This is a genomic window from uncultured Alloprevotella sp. (genome assembly GCF_963536905.1).
Lineage (GTDB): Bacteria > Bacteroidota > Bacteroidia > Bacteroidales > Bacteroidaceae > Alloprevotella.
Genome location: NZ_CAUTBW010000011.1, coordinates 25448 through 50491, shown reverse-complemented (window position 1 = coordinate 50491; position 25044 = coordinate 25448). Strand labels below are relative to the sequence as shown.

Annotated in this window: 25 protein-coding genes; 13 read left to right on the top strand and 12 right to left on the bottom strand. The window is 43.9% G+C overall.

The annotated features are described in order from the left end of the window. Positions 1-102: 102 nt before the first annotated feature. From ABLA33_RS03265 to mtaB, 4 genes are all read right to left on the bottom strand, one after another. Positions 103-627: a hypothetical protein gene (locus ABLA33_RS03265; protein WP_347719225.1), complete on the bottom strand. Its 525-nt coding sequence runs from the start codon at positions 625-627 to the stop codon at positions 103-105. 44 nt (positions 628-671) lie between these two features. After that, positions 672-1391, bottom strand: a complete 720-nt coding sequence (locus ABLA33_RS03260; protein WP_347719224.1) for an SAM-dependent methyltransferase — start codon at positions 1389-1391, stop codon at positions 672-674. 32 nt (positions 1392-1423) lie between these two features. Then, complete coding sequence (locus ABLA33_RS03255) at positions 1424-2467, bottom strand: glycosyltransferase family 2 protein (protein WP_347719223.1); 1044 nt, start codon at positions 2465-2467, stop codon at positions 1424-1426. A gap of 65 nt (positions 2468-2532) precedes the next feature. Further along, on the bottom strand, positions 2533-3870 hold the full coding sequence (gene mtaB / locus ABLA33_RS03250) for a tRNA (N(6)-L-threonylcarbamoyladenosine(37)-C(2))-methylthiotransferase MtaB (RefSeq protein ID WP_311491263.1): 1338 nt from the start codon (positions 3868-3870) through the stop codon (positions 2533-2535). A 252-nt stretch (positions 3871-4122) separates the two neighbouring features. Here mtaB and ABLA33_RS03245 point away from each other — a divergent pair, with 252 nt between their 5' ends. Then, positions 4123-4326 carry a hypothetical protein gene (locus ABLA33_RS03245; protein ID WP_311491264.1) on the top strand — a complete coding sequence of 68 codons (204 nt, stop codon included), beginning with the start codon at positions 4123-4125 and terminating at the stop codon, positions 4324-4326. A 257-nt stretch (positions 4327-4583) separates the two neighbouring features. Here ABLA33_RS03245 and ABLA33_RS03240 read toward each other — a convergent pair whose 3' ends face one another. Further along, positions 4584-5051, bottom strand: coding sequence for an Lrp/AsnC family transcriptional regulator (locus ABLA33_RS03240; RefSeq protein ID WP_311491265.1), 468 nt, complete (start codon positions 5049-5051; stop codon positions 4584-4586). A 240-nt stretch (positions 5052-5291) separates the two neighbouring features. On the opposite strand from ABLA33_RS03240, the gene ABLA33_RS03235 reads away from it, so the two are divergent. Continuing rightward, a complete protein-coding gene (locus ABLA33_RS03235) occupies positions 5292-6575 on the top strand; it encodes an O-acetylhomoserine aminocarboxypropyltransferase/cysteine synthase family protein (RefSeq protein WP_347719222.1) in 1284 nt (427 codons plus the stop codon). 109 nt (positions 6576-6684) lie between these two features. Here the strand turns inward: ABLA33_RS03235 and ABLA33_RS03230 are convergent, their stop codons facing one another. After that, on the bottom strand, positions 6685-7248 hold the full coding sequence (locus tag ABLA33_RS03230) for a DUF4738 domain-containing protein (protein WP_347719221.1): 564 nt from the start codon (positions 7246-7248) through the stop codon (positions 6685-6687). A gap of 126 nt (positions 7249-7374) precedes the next feature. On the opposite strand from ABLA33_RS03230, the gene ABLA33_RS03225 reads away from it, so the two are divergent. Beyond that, a complete protein-coding gene (locus ABLA33_RS03225; RefSeq protein ID WP_347719220.1) occupies positions 7375-7815 on the top strand; it encodes a DUF4488 domain-containing protein in 441 nt (146 codons plus the stop codon). A gap of 158 nt (positions 7816-7973) precedes the next feature. Here the strand turns inward: ABLA33_RS03225 and ABLA33_RS03220 are convergent, their stop codons facing one another. Beyond that, a complete protein-coding gene (locus ABLA33_RS03220) occupies positions 7974-8720 on the bottom strand; it encodes an acyl-ACP thioesterase domain-containing protein (protein WP_347719219.1) in 747 nt (248 codons plus the stop codon). A 223-nt stretch (positions 8721-8943) separates the two neighbouring features. On the opposite strand from ABLA33_RS03220, the gene ABLA33_RS03215 reads away from it, so the two are divergent. After that, on the top strand, positions 8944-11142 hold the full coding sequence (locus tag ABLA33_RS03215) for a S9 family peptidase (protein WP_347719218.1): 2199 nt from the start codon (positions 8944-8946) through the stop codon (positions 11140-11142). A gap of 609 nt (positions 11143-11751) precedes the next feature. On the opposite strand, the gene ABLA33_RS03210 is transcribed toward ABLA33_RS03215, so the two are convergent. The 4 genes from ABLA33_RS03210 to ABLA33_RS03195 form a co-directional block, all read right to left on the bottom strand. Continuing rightward, the gene (locus tag ABLA33_RS03210) at positions 11752-13005 is read right to left on the bottom strand and encodes a HipA domain-containing protein (RefSeq protein ID WP_347719217.1); all 1254 of its coding nucleotides are present in this window, start codon (positions 13003-13005) and stop codon (positions 11752-11754) included. A 3-nt stretch (positions 13006-13008) separates the two neighbouring features. Beyond that, positions 13009-13329, bottom strand: a complete 321-nt coding sequence (locus ABLA33_RS03205; protein WP_311491013.1) for a helix-turn-helix transcriptional regulator — start codon at positions 13327-13329, stop codon at positions 13009-13011. 155 nt (positions 13330-13484) lie between these two features. Beyond that, positions 13485-14192 carry a DUF4230 domain-containing protein gene (locus tag ABLA33_RS03200; protein WP_347719216.1) on the bottom strand — a complete coding sequence of 236 codons (708 nt, stop codon included), beginning with the start codon at positions 14190-14192 and terminating at the stop codon, positions 13485-13487. Positions 14193-14198: 6 nt separating this feature from the next. Beyond that, a complete protein-coding gene (locus ABLA33_RS03195) occupies positions 14199-14927 on the bottom strand; it encodes a DUF4230 domain-containing protein (RefSeq protein WP_347719215.1) in 729 nt (242 codons plus the stop codon). Between the two features lie 203 nt (positions 14928-15130). On the opposite strand from ABLA33_RS03195, the gene ABLA33_RS03190 reads away from it, so the two are divergent. The 8 genes from ABLA33_RS03190 to ABLA33_RS03155 all read left to right on the top strand — a co-directional run bounded on the left by ABLA33_RS03190 (position 15131) and on the right by ABLA33_RS03155 (position 22904). After that, positions 15131-16354, top strand: coding sequence for a sigma-54 dependent transcriptional regulator (locus ABLA33_RS03190; RefSeq protein ID WP_347719214.1), 1224 nt, complete (start codon positions 15131-15133; stop codon positions 16352-16354). Continuing rightward, a complete protein-coding gene (locus ABLA33_RS03185; RefSeq protein WP_311491009.1) occupies positions 16338-16859 on the top strand; it encodes an LptE family protein in 522 nt (173 codons plus the stop codon). Before ABLA33_RS03190 ends, ABLA33_RS03185 begins: the two co-directional genes overlap by 17 nt. Before the next feature lie 25 nt (positions 16860-16884). Next, complete coding sequence (locus ABLA33_RS03180) at positions 16885-17652, top strand: tetratricopeptide repeat protein (RefSeq protein ID WP_347719213.1); 768 nt, start codon at positions 16885-16887, stop codon at positions 17650-17652. A 7-nt stretch (positions 17653-17659) separates the two neighbouring features. Further along, the gene (gene secG / locus ABLA33_RS03175; protein WP_311491007.1) at positions 17660-17998 is read left to right on the top strand and encodes a preprotein translocase subunit SecG; all 339 of its coding nucleotides are present in this window, start codon (positions 17660-17662) and stop codon (positions 17996-17998) included. Between the two features lie 113 nt (positions 17999-18111). After that, entirely contained in the window at positions 18112-19425 is a 1314-nt protein-coding gene (locus ABLA33_RS03170; protein WP_347719212.1) for a UDP-glucose/GDP-mannose dehydrogenase family protein, read from the top strand. A gap of 286 nt (positions 19426-19711) precedes the next feature. Continuing rightward, positions 19712-20071: a thioredoxin gene (trxA, locus tag ABLA33_RS03165; RefSeq protein WP_311491005.1), complete on the top strand. Its 360-nt coding sequence runs from the start codon at positions 19712-19714 to the stop codon at positions 20069-20071. A 25-nt stretch (positions 20072-20096) separates the two neighbouring features. Then, on the top strand, positions 20097-22523 hold the full coding sequence (locus ABLA33_RS03160) for a DsrE/DsrF/DrsH-like family protein (RefSeq protein ID WP_347719211.1): 2427 nt from the start codon (positions 20097-20099) through the stop codon (positions 22521-22523). A 9-nt stretch (positions 22524-22532) separates the two neighbouring features. Then, the gene (locus ABLA33_RS03155; protein ID WP_347719210.1) at positions 22533-22904 is read left to right on the top strand and encodes a MarR family transcriptional regulator; all 372 of its coding nucleotides are present in this window, start codon (positions 22533-22535) and stop codon (positions 22902-22904) included. Positions 22905-23403: 499 nt separating this feature from the next. On the opposite strand, the gene dinB is transcribed toward ABLA33_RS03155, so the two are convergent. Next, entirely contained in the window at positions 23404-24519 is a 1116-nt protein-coding gene (dinB, locus tag ABLA33_RS03150; RefSeq protein WP_347719209.1) for a DNA polymerase IV, read from the bottom strand. Between the two features lie 102 nt (positions 24520-24621). On the opposite strand from dinB, the gene ABLA33_RS03145 reads away from it, so the two are divergent. Continuing rightward, positions 24622-25044, top strand: a complete 423-nt coding sequence (locus ABLA33_RS03145) for a Fur family transcriptional regulator (RefSeq protein WP_347719208.1) — start codon at positions 24622-24624, stop codon at positions 25042-25044.

Here is a 25044-nt window from a genome sequence, read left to right as displayed (position 1 = left end):
ACGAACACAAACGAACAAGAGAGATTTCCTTACAAGGCTATCTCTCTTGTTTTTTTTAGATATAATAGTAAAAGGTCAATTCAGCCATTTCATAAAAAACGACTATTGTTTTTGATACTTATTCATATTCCAATTTGCATAGCGCAGCAAATTATCGCAAAGTACTTCGGAATTAGAAAAATCATCCCAATAGTAATAATAATTAGAGATACCCAGAGCGGCACACTCTATCCAGAAAGTTTTTTGATACTTCCCATAGTGAACATACACTTGCTCGTGGCGCACTCGGTGCTCTTTCCCGTCCAACAGCACAAAGCCAATACTATTTTCGTAGATGCGAATTTCAGAGAAAGATTGCTTTCTCCGCCACAAAATGAAAGTGCCAATGGCCAGAGGTATAAGCGCAACCCAAAACTCATTGATAAGAAAATTTACATTTTTAGTGCCTCCTTGGACACCACAAACAGAAATCGCAAAATCGGTAATTTCTGTTTGGATAAAAGAGAAACGCGTTGCAAGAAGTATGGAGATAACAACAGTCCACACGATGACTACTCCTTTCCATTTTCCTTTTCCTGCGTATTGGCTCATATCCAATACGTGCTTAGATACCAATATATCTTCCATTTCTAAATTGTGTGCATGTAGTAAATAAAAAGATATGCACGAGCCTACCGCGCATAGATTGCAAAGATAGCAGGAATTTTCGCCAGTTCGGGAAGTCCACTCTGTTTCCACTGCTTGAGCGTCTGTGTCTTTATCCATTCCTGCTCTGTTGTTATGCCCGCTGCCAAGCAGAGTCGGGTTGTTGGTGAACAGGCACGGAGAAGATCATCGAACATCTTTTTGTTGCGATAAGGCGTTTCGATGAACAGCTGCGTTTGATGCTCACGCCGCGAAACCTCCTCCAGATGCTTCAACTTCTTTTGGCGCTCGGAAGGATCTATAGGCAGATAGCCATGAAAAGCAAAACTCTGCCCATTGAAACCGCTGGCCATAACGGCCAAGATGATACTCGAAGGACCAACAAGCGGGACGACACGGAGCCCTTCACGCTGAGCAATGGCTACAATATCTGCACCAGGATCGGCCACAGCAGGGCAACCCGCTTCGCTGATAACACCTACGCTTTCTCCCTTGCGCAACGGAGCTAAATAAGAAGCAAATCTATCAATTTCTGCGTGCTTTCCCATGGGATAGAAGTGCAGTTCATCGATATTTATCTCGCGATCCACCTGTTTGAGAAAGCGGCGAGCGGTGCGGATTTCCTCCACAATGAAATGGCGAATACTGAGAATCACTTCCTTGTTGTAGGCAGGAAGCACTTGTTCTATGGGGGTTGCACCTAAGGTGCAGGGAATCAGATATAATGCGGGAGAAGATTTTTCCATACTTTATTTACTAAGAATGAATGATAAGAAATTTAGGAGCGAACTTTCGGAAAAATATCACTAAACTTCTTCTTTCCCTTCGCATAATAGAGCCACAAAAGGCTTTGAGGAATGCGCTCGGGAAAGGGATTAGTATTCCCCTTTACCTGAATGGCTTTTGCCAAATTTTCTTGGCGAGATGGGTAAAAATCAGATTTCAGCCGGTGAAACTCACAGCGCGCATCATAAACAGCTTTGGCGTGTTTCCAACCATCGGTAAGTAGCATTTTTGCAGCTGCCACATAATCAAGAATAGCCCTTATTCGCATGACAGGCTTCAGCTCTACTTCAGGCAAATTCTTATAAAGCATCAGCAAGTTATTGCGGAAATTGAGAAAAGTTTTACGCGGATGACCAGCATTGAGCGTTCCACCACCAACATGATAAACAACGCTCTCGGGCACACACACAAGGCCTCGACCGCGACTACGCAAACGCCAGCAGAAATCAATCTCTTCCATGTGGGCAAAGAAGCGCGCATCCAGCCCACCTACTTCGTGCCAATCAACACTGCGCACCATCAACGCTGCTCCAGTAGCCCAAAAGATGGAGGTTATATCATCATACTGTCCATTATCTTTCTCGACATCAGCAAAAAGACGGCCGCGGCAGAAAGGGTAACCATATTTATCGATAAAACCACCCGAGGCACCAGCATATTCAAAACTATCGCGCTCACGTTCGGCCAACAATTTAGGCTGACAAGCGGCCACTTCAGGATGCTTATCCATATAGTTCAACAACGGTTGCAACCAATTCGGCGTGACTTCCACGTCTGAATTTAGCAGCAGATAGTATTCAGCTTCCACCTGCTCTAAGGCTTTATCATAACCTTCTGCAAAACCATAGTTTTTGTCCAAGAGAATGAGTCGGACGGAGGGAAACTTCTGCTTCAACATTTCAACAGAATCATCTGTCGAACCATTGTCAGCTACAATCACTTCGGCTTCTTCACTATTCTGTATCACTGAAGGAAGAAACTTCTGCATCATGGCCGCCCCATTCCAATTCAGAATAACAACTGCAATGCGTGTCATTACGTTCGTATTTGTATAAAACTAAAAGGGACTATTCGGGCAAACTCGAATAGTCCTCTATTTTATTATCTCACCGTCAAAGCCTGCCCGTCTGCTGTAAAGTCACCCAAAGTGACAACAGAAACGGTATTGTCGGGCATCTCAACACCTAAAGGCAATTCAACGCGGATATAATTATCTGTAAAGCCATGAATAGGATGTCCTGGCTTAGCATGCTCCCAAAGTACGGGGCGTTCTTTCCCTATAAAATTGGAATAGAACCCTTTGCGCTTTTCTTCCGAAAGATTGAGCAAACGCTGGCTGCGTTCGCGGCGAGTTTGCGGCGACACTACATAAGGTATCTCCAAAGCCTTTGTGCCTGGGCGCTCGGAATAGCTAAAAACGTGAAGTTGGGCAATGTCCAAACTCTGGATAAACTCATAAGCCTCTTCGAAGAATTCATCCTTCTCACCGCGCGTACCGACTATAACATCCACACCGATAAAGGCATCAGGAATGGTCGCTTTCACTCGCTCCATCTTCTGACGGAAGAAAGCTGTATCATAGCGGCGACGCATCAGCTTGAGAACATCGTCCGAACCGCTCTGAAGAGGAATATGGAAATGCGGCATAAAGGCACGCGAATGAGCACAGAAATCAATAATTTCGTCAGTAATCAAGTTTGGCTCGATAGAAGAAATACGATAACGCTCAATCCCTTCCACCTGATCTAAAGCCTTAACAAGGCTAAAGAAATCTTCGCCCGTAGAACGACCGAAATCTCCAATATTTACACCAGTAATAACAATTTCTTTTCCGCCTTCTGCTGCTACAGCTTCAGCTTGGGCCACTAGCGAAGCAATAGAACCATTTCGGCTCCGCCCGCGAGCAAAGGGTATGGTGCAATAAGTGCAATAGTAGTTGCAACCATCTTGCACCTTGATGAAATAGCGAGTACGATCGCCACGTGAACAACTGGGAACAAAAGTTTGTATGTCCTTTGTTGGAACAGCATAAGCCTCGTGGATATTCTCGCCCTGCTCTAAAGCCATGCGTTGGGCCAGTCCTTCTTGCAGATAGTGGATAACATTTCCTTTCTGTTCCATACCCACCACCAAATCCACTCCAGGAAATTTTGCAATCTTTTCGGGCTGCAACTGCGCGTAGCAACCCAAAACAACAACAAAAGCTCCAGGATTTTCACGAGTTAGGCGATTGATAGCCTGCCGACACTTATGGTCAGCAACATCTGTAACGCTGCAAGTATTTACAATACAGATATCTGCATGCTCCCCGTCTGCCGCAGGCTCCACACCATATTTACACAGCGCATCGCTTAGCGAAGACGTCTCGGCAAAGTTCAGTTTGCAGCCCAATGTTTGATAGGCAGCTTTCTTCCCCTTTAATATATTATATGTATCCAAGGAAATAATCTCTTTAAAATTTCACTTGCAAAGATACAACAAAGTTAGCGATTAGCAGAAAAAGAGGGTAATAGCCCCAGAAACACCCATTTTTGATAGGTATTAATAGCAAAAACAGCTTTTTATTGTTAAATCTGCATTTTTATACTAAAAATAATTACCCAAACTCTTGCATGGATATAAAAAGTCCGTACCTTTGCATCGTTTTAATAAAGGCAATTGATTGTTTTACATTTAAAAATTTCAAAACCAATGAAAAAGTTAGTTTTCATGCTCGTAGCTTTCGCAGCTATTTCTTTCGCTTCTTGCGGTAACAAAACAGACAACAACGCTGCTACTACCGATTCTGATAGCGCAACTGCTGTTGATTCTATGAACGATTCAGTTAAGGCTGACAGCACTAAAGCTGCTGATTCAGTTAAGACTGACTCTGCTACTCAGACTCCTGCTGCTTAAGCAAAGCTACCTACATGGTAAAAGATCAGCCCTTCAAGCTCAGCTTGAAGGGCTTTTTGTTGTAAGAAAGCTCTATCCTTTACGAAAAAGAAAAGGGAAATGTATTTTCACTTCCCCATCTATGCCTAATCTTAATTGCTAAGACACAAAAATATCCTTATAGCGTTTGAAAATTTCCTTATTGTGTCAGCTGACGCAATAAGGATGTCAGCCGATATCCTTATTGTATTTGAGAATACAATAAAGACGCTGACTACTTAGAAGTATAAGCCATAACTTTGCTTAATTTCGTCCATCACAAAAGTACTTTCGATGGAACCTAAACTTTCTATTCCGCCCAGCGTATTGATGACAAACGACTGGTAAGCACGCATATCCGTGGCATGAACCTTGAGTAGATAGTCATAATTACCAGATATATTATAGCACTCCGACACTTCTGGAATGTCTTTTATAACATCTACAAAACTCTGCGCTATATCGCGATTCATTTGTTTAAGCTTCACTTGACAAAACACCGTGAATCCCTGATTAAGCTTTTCTGCATCAAGAATTGCAATATATTTCTTAATAATACCATCGCGTTCCAAGCGTTTTAAGCGTTCAAACACAGGGGTTGTTGAGAGGTTTACCTCATGAGCCAACTCTTTTGTCGTCATCCGTGCATTCTGCTGCAACACGCGCAAAAGTTGCAAGTCTGTCTTGTCTAATTTGTCCGTTCCCATTATTTTTCTTTTTTACTGTGCATTGGGACAAGCAAGCGTTCACTTTATTTCTCTATCCTGCAAACAGAAAAAAATTCTATTCAAATAGGAAGAAAAAAGAAGCGACTTACTTATTTTCCTTTTTGTGAATGCAAATATAGTATTATTTTTCAAATCATGAAAACCACTTGGTATTTATTTCTATTATTTCTTACCTTTGCAGTCAGAATAGAAACAGGATAACAAATAAATACAATAATTATGAGTAACAAAAAATGGCATTTTGAAACGCTTCAGCTTCATGTAGGTCAAGAGCAAGCAGACCCAACAAGCGACAGTCGGGCAGTACCTATTTATCAGACTTCTGCATACGTTTTTCACGACTTCCAGCATGCAGAGGATCGTTTCTCACTTAGCGATGCAGGCAACATTTATGGTCGTTTGAACAACACAACTCAAGGAATCTTTGAAGAACGCATATCTGCTCTTGAGGGTGGGGTTGGCGCATTAGCTGTAGCCTCTGGAGCTGCAGCTGTAACCTACGCCATCATCAACATAGCTAACCAAGGCGACCACGTCGTAGCATCTAAAACAATCTACGGTGGAACTTACAACCTCCTAGAACACACGCTACGCCGTTTTGGAATTTCTACGACCTTTGTAGATTCAGACGACTTGGAGGCTTTCGAGAAAGCGATTCAGTCCAACACAAAACTCCTATATATTGAGACGCTTGGTAACCCCAATTCGAACATTACAAATATCGAAGCCACTGCTGAGATTGCACATCGCAACGGAATTCCCCTCTTGATTGATAACACGTTTGGCACTCCTTATCTGATACGCCCCATTGAGCATGGAGCAGATATCGTTATCCATAGCGCCACAAAGTTTATCGGTGGACATGGCACGTCTTTGGGCGGTGTCATCGTTGACGGCGGCACATTCAACTGGGCAAAAAGCGATAAATTTCCTCAATTCACTGAGCCAGATCCTTCATATCATGGTCTGAAGTTCGGAGAAATTCCCGCCCCATTCGTGACACGCATCCGCGCACTCATATTGCGCGACACGGGTGCAGCTATTAGTCCATTCAACGCTTGGGCACTTCTACAAGGACTTGAGACTCTTTCTTTACGCGTAGAGCGTCACGTTGAAAACGCATTAAAGGTTGTGGATTTTCTCCAACAACATCCGCTCGTGGAGAAGGTGAACCACCCGAGTTTGCCCACACATCCTAATCACGATCTTTATCAGCGCTACTTCCCTAATGGAGCTGGCAGCATCTTCACCTTTGAAATCAAAGGTGGCAAAAAAGCTGCACAACAATTCATCGACAGCCTGCAGATTTTCTCATTAGTGGCCAACGTGGCAGATCTCAAATCACTCGTCATCCATCCTGCTACAACGACCCATTCACAGGAAACCCCAGAGGAGCAAGCCAGCCAAGGCATTTTCCCAGGCACTATCCGCCTCAGCATCGGTACGGAACATATCGATGATCTTATTACTGACCTCAAACAGGCCTTTGATAATGTAAAATAAAAGAATATAACTTACAACTTCATAGCAGAAAGGATTCTGTTCCCCTCCTTTGCGGCAGGACAGAATCCTTTCTTTGTTCAAAAAAAATAAAGAAGTGGTGTAAGATTTCTCAATCCATGCCCTCCATATCGGTCTTCGTTGTCACTTGGTTGGACACACTGCGGATTACAACAGAACCATCATGAGAAACACTTACAGAAAAAGCCGGACCTTCACCATCCAATCCTGGCTGGCCTATTTGTGCTCCCAACACAATCGTTTGTGCCGAAGAATGGTCCTTATCGAGTGCCATTCCTTGCATAACATCTCGAGCGGCGTCATCAGCAGAAATTTTATCGACAAAGTCTTTTTTTGTAAACGTTCTTGTAAACATTTCTTCGCCGTCACATAGAATGCGCACATCCACCTTATTGTCGTAGAAAAGCACATCCATCTCGTCTTTAACAGTTGGCAAACTCTTATCAGTCTGTCGGTTCGTTGTGATTTCAAAAACGTGGCCTCCTACGCGCAACGTATCGGTGCGATTGAGTGGCGTAGTCGACTCGTTAACTCCTCCCGTTGTAGCTGCCGCTAAAGACTTTGGAGTTGCATCTGCTTCCATCTTATTCTTTTTGCCACAACTGGCAAATGTTAATACAACAAGACAAGAAGCAACAAGAAGTATCTTTTTCATTTCAACACTGACATTTATTTATGCGGACAAAGTTATAAGATTTTACTGAAAAAAGATAAGCGAAAGTTGTAATACCACTAAAATCTTGTACATTTGCGGAAAATATCAACCTAAACACAGTTAATTATGAACAAATTCAGACACGCCATCCTCTTATTGGCCTTCATCGTAGGACTCACGGCTTACGCACAACATTCTCACCCTTTGCTCGGCATTTGGCAACAAGAAATAATAACGCAAGAAGGCAACCGCATACTTATTCCTGTATGGAAAATCATCAGTGGCGATGGAACGTTCAGCGTTATTCTTATGACCAAAGACGATGGGCGCACAGTACAGACCATTGAGGGCAACTACGTCATCAACTCGGATAAGACTTACACTGAACAGGTCAAGACCAACGTTTTTGACCCTCAGCAGAAGAATACAACAAATACGTTGAATTATTCCTTTGATACACCCGACCGACTACGCATTTCATATCACTTGCAAGGTAGAAGCGTTCCTGCTATTGAATCCTGGCAACGTGTCAAACTGGAGAATCCTTTTGGCCAAGGCGATAAATAACCAAGTAAAAAGTAATTAAGCAACTAAGAAGAAAGAAGTCCCACTAATCTCAAAATACTTATGAGATAAAGAGGAACAATCTTTTGCTTTTCAAAATACACATTTATGATACAAAAGGAGGAAGCTGGCAGAGATGCTAACTTCCTCCTTCTATTTTTCTAAAGCGCAGCTGTTTCGATTTCCGCTCTTACGATAACAGAAGCGCCCTTACGGATTTCCACGTCGCAAACGTTCTCATTCTTATCTTCCCTAAACAGTAGCAACGTGTCGCCACAATAACTCTCATTGCAGAACTGAAGTTCTATGCGACGTATTTGATGTGTTCGATGATAGTCAGCCGAAAAGAGATTGAGAATCATCTCCAAATAGCGCATAGAATTGACATGTCCGTTAATATCCAAGTCGCTAAAACCAGCACGATACTGACAGACCGGCTCTTCGCTTTTCACCCTGACGCGTCCTGCTCCAGAGATAGGAAAATCCTCCTTGGGCAGAAGGACAGAAGTAAAGCCGCCGTCAGGAAGTTTCTCCAAATCGATGGGCTGCCGCGTTTTGTAGTCGATAGCTGCCCAAATGCTGAAACCATACCCCGTCGGTTCTCCGTTTTCTGCCTCCAAACGGAAGAGGCGCTCCGTAAACTGGCGGTAAACCTTCGTCACCCACGTTGAGATAGTATAATGTTCAAGCGTTTTCGGGCGATCTTCAAATGTTAGTACCAAGCGCGAGAGCACCCAAACGAGATTGTGCGCAATGAGTTGTTCATAACCAAAACCATGAGCTGTGGCGTGCATACCAGCACAACGTAAAATCTGATTTCCCAAGAAACTCAGGCTCACATGTCCCGTGGCATCTTCCGTATAAGGTTCCACACAGAAACCATAACGGCCTATATTTTCATTTTCCATAACTATATATTTGAGCATGTGGGACAAAGAGAAAGACAGAGCTGCAAGTGGCCAAAACTTCGTTTATCACCCCGACTCGCAGGCACATGTAAACCTCCAACTTGTCCTATATCACTGATTTACTACTTTGCAAAGTTAAGAAAAAGTATTAACTTCGCAAACGTAATTCTTTACGAGCAGAAAGGCTTCTCCTTTCCGCTTGAACCCTGAAACATAAACACTTATGAACAAATTACTTGTATTGGCCACCTGTGCCGTTCTTTCTGTGGGCAACGTTGCAGCACAAAGCGATTCGCTCAATCTGAAGGATATCACGTCTGGTCGCTACTACGCGCACCGCATTTATGGTGTGCGCCCTGCCAATGATGGCAACAGCTACACTCAACTTTCGGAAGACTCCCGCCGCATCATTCGCCGCTCCTTCAAGAATGGCGAGGAAATTGGTACACTCTTCGATGCCAGCACAGCCCGTGGACCGATCAAACTGGAGCACATCGACGGCTATATCATGTCACCTGACGAAAGTCGCATCCTACTTCAGACAAAAACGAAAAGCATCTATCGCCGCTCGTTCACAGCCGAATACTATATCTTCGACGTTAAAAACAACCGCTTCACCCACCTGAGCGAAGGCGGCCCACAGCAAGTGCCCGTTTTCTCTCCCGACGGAACGATGATTGCCTTTGCGCGCAAGAACAACCTTTTCCTCGTCAAGCTCCTCTTCGACAACGCCGAGAGTCAGATTACGAAAGACGGAAAATTCAACGAGGTCCTCAATGGCATCCCTGATTGGGTCAACGAGGAGGAGTTCTCCACAAATTGCAGCTTCACATTCTCGGCTGACAGCAAAGTGTTGGCGTGGATTCGCTATGATGAAAGCAAAGTGCCCATCTATTCTATCCAAGAATTCAAGGGTTCTCACCCCACTCTCGAGCAATACGATGAATACCCAGGTACATACGACTACAAATATCCTGTTGCAGGCGCGAAAAACTCGGAAGTTTCCGTCAAGACCTTTGATATAAAGAATCGCGTAACACGAACGATGGCCGTCCCCGTAGATTCTGACGGTTATATTCCACGCATACAATTCACGAGCGACCCAGACCGTCTGGCTGTGGTCACGCTCAACCGCCATCAGGACAGAATGGACATCTACATGGTCAATCCGCGTTCAACGGAAGCCAAACTGGCTCTGCGCGAGAATGGCACTAAATATATTCAAGAGAGTGCCTACGATGCCTTGACTTTCTATCCAGGACAATTCACTTTTATCTCTGATCGCACCGGCTACCAACACGTTTATCTCTACAATCTCAACGGACAACTCGTGCGGCCGCTCACGAAGGGCAACTACGATGTGACGACTTTCTATGGCTACGACCCGAAAACGGGCAACTGCTATTATCAGTCGGCACAGGAAAGCCCGTTGCGCCGTTCGGTATATGTGAACGATAAAAACGGACGTACGCGCAAACTCTCCACTGAAACAGGTACGAACAGCGCTACCTTCTCCAAAAATTTCAACTACTTTATGAACGTGTGGTCGAACACTACTACACCTTATGTTACCACTCTGCGCGATGGCAACGGAAAAACTCTGTCTACACTTTTGGACAACAAAGAGCTGAAAGAAAAGGTGGCATCCTTCACCGGTCAGCAGGAATTCTTTACCTTCACTACGAGCGAGGGCGTTCAGCTCAATGGCTGGATGCAAAAACCTAAAAACTTTGACGCCACAAAGAAGTATCCCGTCATCATGTACCAGTATAGCGGTCCTGGCTCTCAAGAAGTGACCGACAACTGGAAGATAGGTTTCAGCGGAGGCGGCATCTGGGAAAGCTACATGAACGAGCAGGGCTACATCTTCGTCATCGTCGACGGACGCGGCACAGGTGCTCGCGGCTCTGAGTTTGAAAAATGCACCTATCTGAAACTTGGAGAACTGGAGTCTAAAGATCAGGTCGAAGCCGCACAATATTTGGGTACACTCCCCTATGTTGACAAAAACCGCATCGGCATTTGGGGCTGGAGTTTCGGCGGATTTAACACGCTCATGTCCATGAGCGAAGGCCGCCCCGTATTCAAAGCTGGTGTAGCTGTGGCTGCTCCCACCAATTGGAAGTACTACGACACGGTTTACACAGAGCGATATATGCGCACTCCCAAAGAAAACGAAGGTTACAATATCAATCCAATCAACCGCGTAGAGAAGCTCCACGGTAATCTCTTGTTGATTCACGGAACGGCCGATGACAATGTCCACTATCGCAATTGTGCTGAATGGGCAGAGGCAGCTGTTCAAGCCAATAAGCAATTCCAAATGCAAATCTATACGAATCGAAATCACTTCATCTCAGGCGGAAACACACGTCTCCACTTGATGACGCGCATTTCCGAGTTCTTCAAGAACAATCTCTAAAGTGTGCAGACTGGCAGAACTAAACTACAATTCAGTAGCAGCCAGCCCAACTTCCACACACCCTTTCTATCCACAATGCCTCTTGAGCATTGTGGATTTTTCTTTTTCATAAGCTACGGTTTCCTACACACAGCAAACCGCATATTTATCATAGCGTAAAGAACAAACACTTTTGTCAATTATTTTCGCATTCTACACCTCCGAGAATGCCGCGAAATTCAACTTTTCTGCCAGCAACTCGAGAAAACGCAAATTTGAAACACCACTAAAAAGGAGTTTTTTCTAATTTCTATACTACAAATTTTATTTTCTCCTTGAGAAATTAAAAATACAATAAGGGGAATTTCAAATACAATAAGGCTATCGACTGACATCTTTATTGTATCAGCCGAAAGAATAAGGAGAAAAACGCCTAACTAAAAGAAAAAATACGCTGTTTTTATGTTGTAGAACATAAAAACAAAGAAAAACCTAAAAAGAACAATCCTGCCAAAGCCTTTCTTGCGATAATTCACTCATCTAAGTGCTCTACTCGCACTCTAGATTGAGAAAACCATTTGTAAAAATATCAGACAGTAAATTAACTCTATAAAAAGAAACATACAGGGTTCAAATTGTCTTGTTATAAACCTGAGCAAACATATTTCTCTCGCGCTTACTGATGCCCAAACTTATTGCCAACGTCTCCCACTGTCTCACACCTTGTCGTACCTCCTCTATAATAGCACAGGCATCATTCTTAGCGATCATATACTCTGCGCAAGAATCTTGTAAAATTTGGAGACTAGCATCATTGGTATAAGAATTGATGAGCAAACTCTGACAGTTATTCAAAGTGGGGTTCATATCGTAAGCAGGAGATAGAGTCCAACCACGAGAAGTCAATACGAAACCATGATTGCGAAAGTGGTCATCACTATTACCTATGGCTATATTGAAAGCTACACGCCGAAATAACTGAGAAAGATTCTCACTCACATCACAACAGTGCTGAAGAATAAAATCAACGATATCAAGATAACCATTCCCCGTTTTAGCATCACAGCCATCAGATAGTCCTAACAGAGTCATTGCAGAAGCAAAATGAATTCGCCTACCACTATGCGTTCGATCAAACCGCAGAGAAAGAAGCGCATGATATTTCGCTCCAGAATTTACCACACGCGTTTCCGCAGCAACAACTCCGCACGCTTTTGCTAACAAATGGCTATGATGCTCCCAAAGGGCTACATCATAATCATCTTTTCGGGAAGGGAATTTAGCCATATAAAGTTTTCCACTCTCATCCACAACTCCTGCTTTAGGACGAGCTCCTCCCAAAGAAGTTCCTGGAAGAACAAGCTGTTGAATCCATTTTTTCTCAGGCAATAAGTTCTTTTCTTCACTTCTTTCAAGTGCCATACTAGCTACGGCCAATGTACGAATATCGGTCAAAGGAGGAATACGAAAATCCTCTTTACTATTGATAAACACACCTCCTTTTTCTGTCGCAAATCTAAATCCTCCCATGCGAGAAAAGTCATCAATTCCCGTCAGATAGTCAAAAGAAGATAGTCTTCTTACTGGTCGCTTCTCCTCAGCGGCTTGTATCTGTTCACAACGATTTAAGAGTGTTCGTCCCCAGCGGTCGGGCAGCACATCACTAAAGCAGCCAAAAATATCTTTTCCAAGTTGGGTGTACTGCGTACCTACATAATTATTGATATCTGCACTCAACATGAGATTACCATACTTCGCCAACCAATTCTCATCAAAACAAAATGAATAAGAATCAGATCCACGGAGAGATTCATACCCAAGCTGGCCGATCAGAAGAGGACTTTCCAACCAATCAAAGTCGCCATAAACAAACAACCTATTCATCTCTTACACTTTTTTAGATGCACGCAGCCGATGCTTAAGGGAAAGATCCTGCAAAGCCCTCCCAAGCTCATCCTTTTGCGCTAACAGCAAAATGTCTTCTTCTAATTGCAACGCATACAACACACGGAGATAAATACCTATGGCTACAGTTGGTGTACCCTTCTCCACTCTGTTGATAGTGACAGGGGAGCAAGTGGCGCGATCTGCCACCTGCGCGACACTCAGATTACGACGTAAACGAGCAAGTCGGATTTGCTCACCAACTATCTGCATCTTCTGCTCTAATTTACGAGGAAGCTTTGTTGCCATTGTAGTCTTAATCATAAACTAACCTTTTATTATGAATACAAAAATAGGCCTTTTCATTCATTTTATGTTAGGTTACGTAAAACAAAAAAGAGATAAAAAGAGACAGTAAATGCTTATTCAGTCACAAAATCCAGAAAAAACAAGAAAGGGAACGACTCCAACTCTACATGTTAGTTGGAGTGCACACCATAATTAATAATGACGAATTTAAAGCCGAAGTTGAAAAACATTTGATTGAAATGTGCTGTGGAGTTTCGGCGAGCAGCCAGTAAATTAGCCTTTGTAAGACAGCGTTTCATCATCTGATTCTTTGCTTTCTGGTAGAGACTTTCGCGCTCTGCGGCTGTCCATGTTCCCGACTCGTAGAATGTGCGCGTGCGAGCCTCATCAATAAAATGATTGTCGAGAAGTCCTACGGCAGGCAAGTTGAGAACAGCTGTATCTCCTTTGGCCGTAAACCATTGCTCGGGAGCTTTCGACATATCTACGCCTAAACGGAGCGTACCACTATAGATGGCAGACAACTGAGATACTGAAAGTGCGTTCTTTTTGTAGAGTTCGGCCATTTCCTCAGTTTCAATAGAAAGAAATTCCCATTGCCCGATATTGCGAATGGCTCGAATCTCTTCAGGCGTCACATCTATTGTTGTCGATTTCTCCATGCGGAGACTGGCCAACTTATTACCACTATTTTTTTCATCGCGGCATTGACGGAAAACTATAGCGGCTACTACGAGGCAAATCATAATGAGCCATATTTGCCAGCCTTTTATCATTGTGTAGACTATAAACTGCAAAAAATAGGCAAATTTGTCCCAAACCTTTTTGCATATCTTGCCGAAGCCAGATGCTTGCGGACGATTATCAAGTTCATTCATAGCGGATTATTGCAAACGTTGGATGGTAATGTTCTTTTGTAGTGACTCAGGCGTGAGGTCGCGGCGGAAAGAAATGGTGGCATTGTGCTCCGAATAGCCCATTCGGTGGAGCATAGGGAGCAAGACACGGGCCGCTCCAGTCTGCGCCGAAGCAAGAATGGCGGATTTGTCCATGTGGCTAATAATACTGTCCTCTCCTTGACGAGCAAAGCTCATCATCTCTTGGTCCGAAAAGCGGGAGCGGAGAGGGTCAATATATTGTCGAACTGCTGCGTGATCGATTTTGGAGGCTGTGACAATAATTTGAGGGTCGGGAAGCACTACAACAATACCCGAATCGGAACGCTCAATATTGGCCCGACTGAATGAAGCAAAGTCGACATAACCTTTCACAGATACATCTATAGGTATAGCTATCTTGCGTTCGCCCAAACGAGTAGGTATAGAAAAACTTGTCGAGCCCAAATTTCCTACTATTTGGGGATCATCGCTATAAGTTATTATCTTATGATATTGGTATTCCGTAGTGTAAAGCCGCGCACAATTGCTAATCTGATGCACAAGAAGAGCCGTTGTATCTACTTTTACTGTGTCTGACACTTTCTCTTCTGCCGTATTTTTCTCTCCTTTCCCGCAGGCGGAAAAGAACGAGAGGAGCAAGCAAAGACAAAAGACAGCAGAAAGGAGGTCGCTTGCCCCCTTACAGCTATTTATTCTGTTTTTGTTTATCTTCATCTTTTTATTCTTTAAGTACGTTGCAAAATTATATATCTTTCAACGAACAAGCACTCGCTTCCTTACTTTATTTTCCAAAACAAAGGAACACAAGCAAGAAAAAGAAGCTTTCAGGGAAATTCGCCATCTGCCCAAAATTCAGCAGAAGGAAATGATAAATTTATTGATTATTGCTTAACTTTGTACTCCAATTTTCAACAAACATGAACGAAGGTCAACTCCAAAAAATCAAGCAGCGCTATAACATCGTGGGCAACGACGAAGGCTTGAATAGAGCTATTGATGTGGCGCTCAAGATTGCCCCTGTCGATCTCTCAGTCCTCATCCAAGGCGAGAATGGTGTGGGTAAGGAGGTTTTTCCTCGCATCATTCACGACCATAGTACACGCAAGACAAAGAAATATTTTGCTGTGAACTGTGGAGCAATCCCTGAAGGCACTATTGACTCCGAACTCTTCGGGCATGAAAAAGGAGCTTTTACGGGAGCAATCGAAAAGCGTGAGGGATATTTCAGTGTGGCCAATGGTGGCACTCTCTTCCTTGATGAAGTGGGCGAACTACCCTTGCAGACCCAAGCACGCCTTCTGCGTGTATTGGAAACCGGCGAATATATTCCCGTGGGAGCCAGCGAAGTGAGAAAAACAGATGTGCGCATTGTTGCCGCTACCAATGTTAATATGGAGAGAGCTATCGGAGAAGGAAAATTCCGTGAAGATTTGTACTATCGACTCAATAGCGTATCCATTGCCGTCCCTCCTCTGCGCGAGCGTGGAGAAGATGTGGTACTACTTTTCCGCAAATTTGCCTTGGAGATGAGCGAGAAGTACAAAATGCCGCCCATCCGCCTAACAGAAGAAGCACGCAATATGATAAAGGCCTACTCATGGCCTGGAAACGTGCGGCAATTAAAAAATATTGCCGAGAACATGTCTGTAACGGCGGAAGCAAGGGAGATAACACCAGAAATTTTAAGTACATATCTTCCTGAAGAGCTAAAGCACAATCAGTTGGCTATTGTTGAAAAGAAAAAGACAGAACGTTGTTTTGAAAACGAACGAGAAATATTGTATCAGATACTTTTCGACCTTCGACGCGATGTGACAGAATTGAAAAAGGTGGTCAATGAAAATCTCTTGCACGGAAAAGTTAATGGCCATCAGGAAGCTGTACCGTCAGAAAGTAGTGACATTACGTTGTATCGTAAAGACGATCAGCCGATGAAGGTTGCACCTTCCTATTTTGATGATGCGGAAGAAGTGAAGGATAATGAAACGCAACAGCTCCTCTCACTTGAAGACCAAGAAAAGCTTTCGATTCAAAAAGCACTGGAACGTAGCGGCGGCCACCGTAAGTTGGCAGCTGACCAACTAGGAATTTCTGAACGTACGCTCTATCGTAAAATAAAAGATTATGGTTTGGAAAGTTAAACGACATCTATCTGATTTACTGCTATGTATGATGCTGTTCACGCTTTCAGCTTGTAGCATCAAATACCATTTTACTGGAACGTCCATCAACTACGATGTAATCAAGTCTATCCAAATAGATAAAATTCCGAATCGAGCACCTTACGGTTGGGCGCCTATGGAAAGCATGTTCAACAATAAGTTGCAGGACATCTATGCCAATCAAACTCGCCTGCGCCTCGTTAAGCGTGGAGGCGACCTCCATATCTCAGGAGAAATAACAGCATACGATCAATATAATAAAGCTGTATCTGCCAATGGCTATGCCTCACAAGTTCAGCTGCGCATGACGGTTAATATCCGCTTCCAAAACAACAAAACAAACGAAAGTTGGGAGAAACAATTTTCTGCCACTACTCAATATGATTCTTCACAGCAGTTGGCCACCGTTCAAGAACGTTTGGTAACGGAAATGATAGCCGACCTGACGGATCAGATATTTAACGCCACTGTTGCCGACTGGTAATTTGGCTGTATCTATTATAATACGAATGGAAATTACTGCCTACATAGATCATCCAGAACGTCTCGACAAAGATTCTCTCTACAAGCTTCGTGAACTTGTGGGGCGCTACCCCTACTATGCTGCAGCTCGCCTTATGTTCTTGCAGAATCTCTTTCTGCTTCACGATCCCAGCTTTGGAGAGGAACTACGCCGTGCAGCACTATTTCTGCCCGACCGCCGTGTTCTCTTTCATCTTTTCGAAGGCTCTCCGTTTGACATCAAAAACACACCGCCGATTGAACAGTCCACACTGCCTGCGCAAACTCCACATAATCGAAGTGAGCGTGCCAATTCTCTCATCGACAACTATCTGCAAGAAGATCCTGTACACACTGAAACACCGCATCGACAACCTACTGCTGCTGATGCAACAACAGATTATACGGCTTTCCTTCTACAACTCGACGATGCAGAACCCGAAGAAGAAGGAACCGTTCTCCCTTCTTCGACTCGGAATCAGCGTAGCAAGACACTCGTGGAAAACTTCATTGCAAAACCAGGTCGCATCGAACTGAAAGAAGAACCTGAATTTACGCCTGAACTTCCTGAGGAACAGAGCGACGAAAACGAAGGAATCAGTGAGAACTTTTTCACGGAAACACTCGCGCGTATCTATATCAAACAAGGACGGTTTGAAAAGGCGATTGAAATTATCAGAAAGCTAAACTTGGTTTATCCGAAAAAAAATGCTTACTTTGCAGACCAAATTAGGTTCTTAGAGAAAGTTATCGCAAATAATAAACATAAAAAATAAGATAAAAATGTATCAAGTATTCGTCATTCTGGCTGTAATTGTAGCCATTCTGCTGACGTTCATCGTACTGATTCAGGAATCTAAGGGTGGCGGTTTGGCATCCAACTTTTCTGCATCAAACGCTATCATGGGTGTACGCAAAACAACTGACTTTGTAGAAAGAGCCACTTGGACTTTGGCTGCTTTGCTCGTTGTTCTGAGCGTTGCTACAGTCTATGTAAAGCCCGAGGCATCTAGTGCCAGCACCGTTGTGACCGACATGAAGGTTAATATGCCTGAACTTCCTACGCAACAAAAAGGTGCAGCTCCCGCTGCTCCTGCACAGCAGGCTCCGGCTCAAAAATAAACTCATTTGCTCACTGCAAGACAAATGTTTTATCATTATGCGAATTTTTTCTTTTCAAGAGAGAATTCGCATAATTTCATTACAACAGTTTCTTTTCACCAATCCTAAGAAAAATGAAAATAGCCATTGTCGGAACAGGATATGTTGGACTGGTAAGTGGAGCTTGCTTCGCTGAAATGGGCGTTGAGGTGACCTGCGTTGACATAAATCAAGAAAAGATTGAGCAACTCAAAAAAGGTGTCATCCCTATCTATGAGCCAGGTCTAGATGAGATGGTGCTTCGCAACTATAGAGAAGGCCGTTTACACTTCAGCACTCAGTTGCGCGATTGCATAAGCGATGTAGAAGCGGTATTTAGCGCTGTAGGAACACCTCCCGATGAAGATGGAAGTGCCGACCTTAGTTATGTGCTCAATGTGGCGCACGAGGTGGGACAATATATGAACCGGTATCTTGTTGTAGTCACAAAATCAACCGTTCCTGTTGGAACGGCAGCTCGCGTAAAGGCAGCTATCCAAGAAGAGCTTGACAAACGCGGAAAGAATATAGAGTTCGATGTAGCTAGTAATCCTGAATTCTTGAAAGAAGGAAGTGCCATTAAAGACTTCATGTCGCCCGACCGTGTAGTTGTAGGTGTGGAAAGCGAACGCGCCCGCGAATTGATGACGAAACTCTATAGACCGTTCCTCCTCAATAACTTCCGCGTGATTTTCACAGACATTCCCAGTGCTGAAATGATAAAATATGCAGCCAACTCTATGCTGGCCACGCGTATCTCTTTCATGAACGACATTGCCAACCTCTGCGAACTCGTTGGAGCTGATGTAAACGCCGTTAGAAAAGGTATAGGCTCTGACACGCGTATAGGTTCAAAATTTCTCTACCCTGGATGCGGCTACGGGGGCTCTTGCTTTCCCAAGGACGTAAAGGCTCTCATTAAGACAGCAGAGCAAAAAGGTTATCCGATGAAGGTTTTGCAGGCTGTAGAGGCGGTTAACGAAATCCAAAAGAACGTTCTTTTCAATAAGTTAAACGCCTACTATAATGGCAACTTACAAGGAAAGACTATCACTCTTTGGGGCCTAGCCTTCAAAGCTGAAACCGACGATATGCGAGAAGCTACATCGCTCGTCACTATCAAGAAGCTCCTCGAAGCTGGATGCACAGTTCGCGTTTACGATCCTGCTGCCATGAACGAATGTCGACGCCGTATCGGCGATAGTGTCTACTACGCACAGGATATTTACGATGCCACATTAGGTAGTGATGCGCTTCTGCTCCTGACCGAATGGAAACAATTCCGCCTACCGTCATGGGAAGTTATTCGCCGCTCAATGAATCGCCCCGTAGTGTTCGATGGCCGTAACATTTACGACCCATCCGATATGCAAGCAGCAGGCTTTGAATATTTCTCCATAGGCCGTTAAGCAACTCTTACACAAGAATCATTATCCTAAAACTATCAACGGAAGGTTCCATCCCTATCTGTTGATAGTTTTTTGTATTCTACAAATCTCCTATTCAGTCCATAGTTCCTTCTCATAAATTCATCGACTAAACGCAGAAGACGATACGTTTCTCAAACCTTTTCTTGTCCGACTAAATTATTTTCCTTGGGAAATTTGTTTTATCAGAAAATTAGATATATCTTTGCACAAGTTTCCGATGGAAAATAAAAATTAGAACTGAATCATTCACTAAAAGAAAAGAACTATGAGTGTACAAAACTTAACAACCCTCGACTTCAAGAAGCAGATTATGGACTTCGATACGAACCCGCAAGAATGGAAATATCTTGGTGACAAGCCAGCCATCATTGATTTCTACGCTACATGGTGCGGCCCGTGCAAAGCTACAGCTCCAGTGCTCGAAAAGATTGCGGAAGAGTACGACGGACGTATCAATGTATTCAAAGTAGACGTTGACCAAGAGCAAGAACTTGCTTCAATCTTTGGCATCCAGTCCATTCCCTCCATTTTATTCATCCCGATGAATGAAAAACCTCAAATGGCAACAGGTGCAATGCGACAGAGCGACTTTGAACGCGCAATTAACGACATTCTGCTTAAATAAGTTCGTCTCAAAACGTAGGAAATAAATGAAACACCTCATCATTGGCGGCGTAGCGGGCGGAGCAACTGCTGCAGCCCGCATCCGCCGCATTGACGAACAGGCAGAGATTATCCTTTTAGAAAAGGGACCACATATTTCGTATGCAAATTGTGGCCTTCCTTATTATATAGGTGGCGTAATAGCTCAACGTGAAAAACTTTTCGTTCAAACTCCCGAAGCTTTCGGACGACAATTCAACGTGGACGTACGCATTTGCAGCGAGGCCATCACTATCCATCCCGAAAAGAAAACGGTAACAGTGCGCAAGGCCGATGGTGCTTGCTATGAAGAAAGCTATGACCGTCTTTTGCTCTCACCTGGTGCTACACCTATATGTCCACCATTAAAGGGAATTGACCTTGAGGGAATTTTTACTCTCCGAAATGTGGAGGACACCGATCGTATCAAAAGCTATCTCCAGGAACACGAAGTAAAGAGTACGGTTGTCGTGGGCGGAGGTTTCATCGGGTTGGAAATGGCTGAAAATCTCCAAGAAGCAGGTGCAAAGGTTTCCATTGTTGAAATGGCCAATCAAGTCATGGCGCCAGTTGATTTCTCCATTGCATCATACGTTCATCGCCATCTGACGGATAAGGGCGTTGCTCTCTATCTTGAAAAAGGCGTAGACCATTTTGAGCAAATCGACAATCGTATCCGTGTCTGCCTTGCAAACGGTGAAAACATAGATGCAGACCTCGTACTGCTCTCCATCGGAGTTCGCCCTTCTACGCATCTCGCTGCCGAAGCCGGCATCCGCGTGGGGCGTGGCATTCAAGTGGACGAATATTTAGAAACATCCATCCCCGACATCTTTGCTGTGGGAGATGCAATCGAATTCCCCCACCCCATTACAGGAGAAAACTGGCTCAACTATCTGGCAGGTCCTGCCAATAGGCAAGCGCGCATTGTGGCAGACAATATGGTAAGGGGCAAAGTAGAAAAATACGAAGGCTCCATAGGAACTGCCATTGCAAAGGTTTTCGATCTCACAGTGGCTACTACGGGAGTGCCTGCAAAGCGATTGAAGCAAGCAGGAATTGCGTATGCTAGCTCCACAACTATTTCGGCGGCACACGCTGGCTACTACCCTGGCTCATTCCGCCTAACAACCAAACTGACTTTCGACCCCAAGACTGGACGATTATTTGGTGCACAATGCGTGGGACATGATGGAGTGGACAAACGCATTGATCAAATTGCACTTATCATCAAGAATGGGGGCACTGTGGAAGATCTCATACGCGTGGAGCAGGCTTATGCACCGCCTTTCTCCTCTGCAAAAGATCCGATAGCCATTGCGGGCTATGTGGCTCATAATATTATAAATGGTGCAATGCCAGCTATTTATTGGAGAGAGATAGATAGCCTCGACCTCAATAAGACATTCCTTCTTGATGTCAGAACTCCAAGCGAATACAAACTGGGCACAATTCAAGGGGCAGTAAATATCCCGTTGAACGACCTGCGCGAGCGCATCAACGAACTACCAAAGGACAAAGAAATCATAGTGTTCTGCGCTGTTGGTCTACGCGGCTATTTAGCACTGCGAATCCTTCAGGGGCATGGTTTTGAGAAGGTGCGAAACCTCTCAGGTGGGTATCAAATTTACTCCCTTGCCACTGCACCTATTTCTATTGCTCCGACTCCGAAGAAGCAGCCAGAAATAAATACTACAAAGCCCTGCATATCTACTCTAAAAATAGATGCGTGTGGACTGCAATGCCCTGGCCCTATCATGAAGTTGAAAAATGCTATGGACCAAGCGCAGGTTGGCGAACGCATTGAGATTGTAGCTACAGACGCTGGATTTTCGCGTGATGCCGAGGCATGGTGTCAAACAACTGGAAATAATTTCATTACGAGTACAATCCAAAAAGGCTATCACACTGTGGTCATCGAAAAGAACGCTCCAGTAGAATGCACATCTCACACTGCCAGCAATAGCAAAAACAAAACGCTGATCATGTTTAGCGATGACCTCGACAAAGCTCTGGCCACCTTTGTTTTAGCAAACGGAGCAGCTGCCACAGGGCATAAAGTTTCTATTTTCTTTACCTTCTGGGGGCTCAACGTTCTCAAACGCGAACAGAAACCAAAGGTGAAAAAAGATTTCTTCGGCAAGATGTTTTCGTGGATGCTCCCCAAAAGCTCTAAAAGCTTACACCTCTCTCAGATGAGTATGCTGGGCATTGGCGATCGGCTCATTCGTTACATTATGCGCAAGAAAAACATCAACTCACTTGAAGAGTTACGCGATCAAGCACTCGCCAACGGCGTAGAATTTATTGCGTGCCAGATGTCGATGGACATGATGGGAATAGACAAAGAAGAATTCATCGATGGAGTAAGCATAGGCGGTGTTGCCACTTATATGCAACGTGCCGAAGAAGCAAATGTTAATCTCTTTATTTAAAGAACAGACATGGACAAAAAATGTATCTGTCGCTTGCGCAGCATCTATCGTGCTATCACAGCTTTGGAACAAGAAATGCAAAAGCTTCATGCCATAAATATCAACGAAGGAATGCTCCTTTGCCTGTTGTCCGAAAATAAAAGTTTGACATCGGGCGAAATTGCTGAAGCCTTAGGATTGACATGTTCCAACACTTCAAAGATTATCTGCGCCGTCGAAAAAAAAGAACTCATCTCGCGTGTTATGGGAAAGACAGACAAACGCGAAATGTACTTCTCACTATCGGTAGCAGGCAAAAAACGACTGGAAGAAATGAAAGAATGTGATTGGGAACTACCCGAAATTCTTACACAAGTTCTTGAGAAGACAAACAATGAATAGGAGGCAAGAAAATTCATGGAGAAAGTGCAAATAAACGCTGAAACTATCATCAGTTCCTCACAGTTTTCCTTCTCCCGTTTTTGACCTTTTATAAAAATTCTCGATAACTCTCAATTCTCTATCCGCAACGCTCAACAATAGGTGTTGCGGATTTTTAGAAACACTTTCATGCGTGACAACAAGCTTTTGCACTATCGGTTATTATCACACTGTTGTCACAACCATAATACAAACTCTTTCAACACCTTAAGTATCAAGCGTGGCGATATAACAACGTGACAACGGAAAAAACAAGATACAGAAGAGAGCGCATCTCTTCATCATTTTCACTCTTCTTATCATCGCCAAAAATACAATAAGCGCGTCAACTGACAGCCTTATTCTGTCAGCTGACAGCCTTATTGTATTTTCAAACGCAATAAGGATATTTTTGAGTCGATAAATAACACGCGCCCCTGTACTGAAAAAGGTGAAAAATCTCCTAAGAAAGTTGCAAGAATTATGGTTCAGAAGTACCACCCAACCAAGTGCTTTCATCACCAAAATCAAACTCCAACTGAATCCATTCGGGCTTTTTTACGTCTTCTTCCTTCGGTGACGACACGGAAAGGCCAAGCAAGCGTATAGGACGGGAAGTGTCAGTTTTGGCCAATAGTTGCTTTGCCAATGGAAGAATTTGCTTCTTTGTACGCAAGAGTTCTTGTTGTGTCAAACTGCGAGTGATTTGCGTAAAGTCCGCATATTTCACTTTCAATGTCAAAGTTCTACCCTCAAACTTATGTTTCTTGATGCGCTCCACAAGTTCTAATGTGACGTGGTATAATTCGACAATAATAGACGCCTGTATATGTAAATCTTTTTCAAAAGTACGCTCACATCCAACAGATTTGGCCTCACGCGTTGTCACCACGGGGCGTTCATCAATACCACGTGCAAAATTATAGAATACCTGCCCCATTTTTCCAAAGTCGCGTATCAGACTGTGTAAAGAATATTCGCGCAGTTGCTCCCCTGTATATATTCCCATCTGATGAAGGCGCTCAGCCGTTTTAGGCCCTACGCCCCAAAGTTTTGTAACAGGCAAATGAGCAATGAAGCGGAGAGCCTTATCGGGATGAATAGTACAGAGTCCGTCAGGCTTGCGATAATCTGAGGCTATCTTTGCCAGCAATTTACAATAGCTCACACCTGCCGAAGCCGTCAGTTGGAGCTCTTCCTGAATACGGGTCTTTATTTCGCGCGCAATATCCACTGCCAATTCTATCCCTTTTTTGTTTTCCGTCACATCCAGGAAAGCCTCATCAATACTCAAAAACTCTACTTGATCCGTATAATCATGGAAAATCTCACTTATCTGATGATTCACAGCTCTATACTTCTCAAAATGGCACGGAACAATAACCAGTGACGGGCATAAGCGTTTGGCCACTTGAACAGATTGGGCAGAATGTACGCCAAACTTACGCGCCTCGTAGCTAGCAGTAGTGACAACGCTACGCTCTTCATCATTGCCAACGGCCACAGGTTTGCCACGCAACTCTGGATTGTCGCGCTGCTCAACGGCTGCAAAAAAGCAGTCCATATCAACATGGATGATTTTCCGCTCAGTAGTCATTCTTTCAGTAACCTAAGATGCAATAAATGAAGTGATAGATTTTTTTCTTACTTTTGCTTCGTAAGTAAAAAGTTGGCCTTTGATGCCAAAGCTGTAGAAACCATGCACACAGACATAGAAGAACTCTTCGCTCAACACGAAATACGTCCAACAGCCAATCGCCTTATCATAGCCAGAGCACTATCCGAGGCGTCCCACCCGCTCTCGCTCTCAGATTTGGTACAAAAAATTCCATCCATCGATAAATCTGGTATTTTCCGAACTCTGACCATTTTCCGCCAACAGCATTTGGTTCATGTGCTTGAAGATGGCGGCGATAGCGTGAAATACGAACTTTGTCACGGCCATTCCGACACATCAGGACGAGATGATGATATGCACGTTCATTTCTACTGCGAAGAGTGTCATCAAACCTATTGTTTGGAAGAAACGCCTATTCCGCTTGTAACAACGCCCGAAGGTTTTTTCATCAAAAGTGTCAACTATATGATGAAGGGGATTTGCCCTAAATGTAAGAAAAGATAG